This is a genomic window from Pseudoalteromonas sp. S2755 (genome assembly GCF_005886535.1).
GTDB lineage: Bacteria > Pseudomonadota > Gammaproteobacteria > Enterobacterales > Alteromonadaceae > Pseudoalteromonas.
This window is the reverse complement of sequence record NZ_PNDS01000126.1, coordinates 1-2,370: the sequence shown is the minus strand read 5'-3', so window position 1 is coordinate 2,370 and position 2,370 is coordinate 1. Positions and strand designations below refer to the sequence as shown.

Genomic DNA, 2,370 nt, shown 5'->3' with positions numbered 1-2,370 from the left:
TGGCAACGACGGGAACGATGGTGATGATGGCGATGGCGATGGCGGCGGTGGTGATGGTGAAAAACCATGTGAGGGTGACGACTGCCCGAAAGAAAATAACGAGGTTGCCGAACTTCTTGCCGCTATTTTAAAAAATCTTACTGATGCTGGCGACCCACAAATGTTTGATAAGGCCAATGCGGTTAGTTACTGGGAGTCGGAATATGAGGAAGGCTTTCAGGGCGTTTGGGATGAAAAATCAGATCAACTCAGAAACACCGAGGCAGCTCAGTTTATCCAGCAATTCAAATTTACCGCTACTGGCTCAGCTCCAGAAAATCGAATCTGTTTTAATCTCGGACAATATATGAATTATGGGTGTAAGGAAATTCCGTTACCAGATGCGGCAATCATGGCCTTTATAAAGGCGATTATCTTATGTTCTGCGGCTTTTTTGTGTAGAGCTATTATATTCGGAGGTTGATTATGTTTGCTTGGTTAGTTCAAACGTGGGAAGACGCAAAGCTATTTATGTATTCCATCATGCTGACATTTCTTGATGCGCTAAAAGACATTATGTATTGGCTATTAGAATCCATTTTAGATTTGGTTGTCGTTATATTGGATGGTCTAGGTAGTTTATTTGATGGTTTAAATATAACTCAATATATAAATGGCATTCCTCCAACTGCTGCATATTTTGCTAGTGCCTCTGGCCTTGGTCAGGCGCTGGGAATGATAGTCACAGCGTTAACAATTCGATTTTTATTACAACTCATTCCATTTACTAGGCTAGGGAGCTAAGCATGATACACGGTATTTCTGGACGAACTGGCGGTGGCAAATCGTACGAGGCTGTTGTTCGTCATATCATCCCGACTGTTATAAAACAGAAGCGCAAGGTCGTTACCAACCTGCCATTGGATGTTGACCATTTTTGCTCTGTCTATGGTGATTACTGTCGTGATTTAATTGAGGTTATTGATGGTGAGTTCCACAACTATGGCGGCCAACGTCCGTTTTCTAGGAAGGAACATTATCTCCAATATGAGCACTGGCAAAACGAGCAGGGCAATCGTGTATATTTTTTTATTGATGAATGTCAGCTCTGTTTACCACAACAAGGCACTGACAAAGAGTTGATCCAATTCTACGAGATGCACCGCCATTATGGTTTTGACATAATGTTGATAACTCAGAATTTCAGAAAAATAAATCGAGACATTCGAGACCTTGTATCTAACCATTATCGAGCCATAAAAAAATCAATGCTAGGTCGTGATGACCAATATATATTAAAAGTTCATGATGGTGCTAGCGCATCAAATTCTACAGTTGTAGCCACTCATGAACGCGAATATGAACAAAAGTATTTTAAGTTTTATTCATCTCACACAAAATCTGATAAAGAGATTAAGGAAGTCGCGCCATCTGATGTGAAAAAATGGTGGGACAACTGGTTTATTAAGGGGGCGTTTTTAATGTTTGCGTTTTCTATTTTTATATTAATATCCGCTATTAATAGTGAGCCAACAAAACCTAAGCCTGAATCTAAAGAAAATGCACAATCTCCTTCAGACTTTCAAACTCCGCTAGTTGTTGCACATGGCCAGAGTCAAAACTCGCTCCCAAATGCTCAACCAGCAAATGAGCAAAATACAAAACGGGTTGCTCCCGTAACCGAAGAACCTGAGCCAAAGACAGCAGAACATCCATTTCATAAAGTTCAGCTACACATCAATGGGATGTCCGAGTACACAAATCGTAACCATAGGATTAAAACGTATTACATTGGGGCTAGCCAGAATGGACAACCCATTTTTGAAATGAAGTTGCAGGATCTCTATCTGGCAGGTTACGACGTTATTGTTAGGTCTGAATGTATGATAGAAATTTCATACAAGGGTCGTTATCACGATTTTATAACGTGCGATGCTCCACAAATTCAGATGATGCCTGAGCAATCAATGGATACTGATGCAGTTGCTATGCAGTAGCTTTAAATCTTCAATATAAGGACAAGTCACTGGTGACCACTGAAACTAAAAATCAACGATACGAAAGAGCCCAACGTGAAAAAGGTCTGAAGAAAGTCACGATTTGGATACCCGAACAATCAGAAATTGAATGCCGCCAAATGATTGAGTTTTTGATTGAACATCGCGACCATATACCATGTATGGCTCGAAGCCTCAAAACTGGCAGGCTGAAGAAAGCCATCTAATGTCCAATACTAGCTGTTATCGGACATAAGCTATTGATAAATAACAGGAATTAAATTTATTTTACTAGAAAACCCATACACACCCAACAGCCTATAATTTAACGACTGCGTTATGTTGAGAAAAAGCCCCGCAAAATAGCCACCTGCGGGGCTTTTGTGGTTTATGC

At 40.5% G+C, this 2,370-nt stretch carries 2 protein-coding genes and 1 pseudogene; all 3 read left to right on the top strand.

The features are described 5' to 3' along the window. A pseudogene (locus tag CWC03_RS23520) lies at positions 1 to 463 on the top strand (hypothetical protein); the annotation flags it as partial. Positions 464 to 465: 2 nt separating this feature from the next. Further along, positions 466 to 783, top strand: a complete 318-nt coding sequence (locus tag CWC03_RS18330) for a DUF2523 family protein (RefSeq protein WP_138583103.1) — start codon at positions 466 to 468, stop codon at positions 781 to 783. Positions 784 to 785: 2 nt separating this feature from the next. Beyond that, positions 786 to 1,976 (top strand): zonular occludens toxin domain-containing protein, encoded by a 1,191-nt coding sequence (locus CWC03_RS18325; RefSeq protein WP_138583102.1) that lies wholly within the window; start codon positions 786 to 788, stop codon positions 1,974 to 1,976. Positions 1,977 to 2,370 lie beyond the last annotated feature (394 nt).